General features: G+C 52.6%; 2 protein-coding genes. Both read left to right on the top strand.

Features of this window, described 5'->3' with window-relative positions:
• On the top strand, nucleotides 1-432 hold a 432-nt coding region (locus KK062_RS29835), incomplete at its 5' end, for a hypothetical protein (RefSeq protein ID WP_254088047.1).
• 32 nt (nucleotides 433-464) lie between these two features.
• Nucleotides 465-783 (top strand): hypothetical protein (locus KK062_RS29830; protein WP_254088046.1); only part of this gene is annotated, 319 nt, incomplete at its 3' end.

Raw genomic sequence — 783 nt, 5'->3', positions numbered from 1 at the left:
GTAGAGGGATATTCGTTGGCCGTGGTACGCCGCTTTCCGCAGGCCGACATCTGCACGATGGAAGCGTATCCCGATACGGTGGTGATACGGGCGATGGCGCCGTATATTCCCCTAATGATATTTCGGTCGATCTTTCTGTATGTGGCCGAAATGGACCTGGTCCGGGAGGGGCAGGTGACCACCGTGGTGTTTGATAAACGCAAGCTGATGTATTTTCACCAGCCTTCGATGGAATGGTATTTTTTGAGCTGGAAGGCAACGATGTCTTCCGATGGCGTGACGCGGCACCGGAAGTTGCAGCCGGTATATGCGGCATTCCGGACGGCGGCCGGGCTGGGCAGGGAGGCACTTTTCCGGGATCACCCGGCGGCAGCGTTTCATCGGCTGGACATCGGCTATGCTGAGTCGCTGCGGGAAGCATTGGAATCATAAAAATCTATAGGACAGTATAACGGGCTTTGCTTATGAAAATGAAGATGGATTATATCGCAGATTCCGGGCTGGAAACCGAGCGGATCGAGTTTACCGTGCTGGAGGACTGTAACCTGATGTATTTCCTGGTATCCGATTCGAATTACCGCCACGAGAAATATATTTCCAACCAGGTGATGCAGACCCATTGGTTTCAACCGTGCGATGTAAAGCAGAACGACCACGTGATCTTATATACCCGCAAGGGGCAGGATACCGTGCAGCGAAAAGGCCATAACTTCATCTATACTTTTTACCGCAATCTCGAAACCCCGGTGTGGGCGTCGCGCGATGCAGCGGTATTGTTTGAAT

Origin of the sequence: Dawidia cretensis (assembly GCF_018598175.1) — a bacterium.
Classification (GTDB): domain Bacteria; phylum Bacteroidota; class Bacteroidia; order Cytophagales; family Cyclobacteriaceae; genus Ohtaekwangia; species Ohtaekwangia cretensis.
Note: the sequence above shows the minus strand (reverse complement) of the source record. Positions and strands in the feature narration are given on the sequence as shown.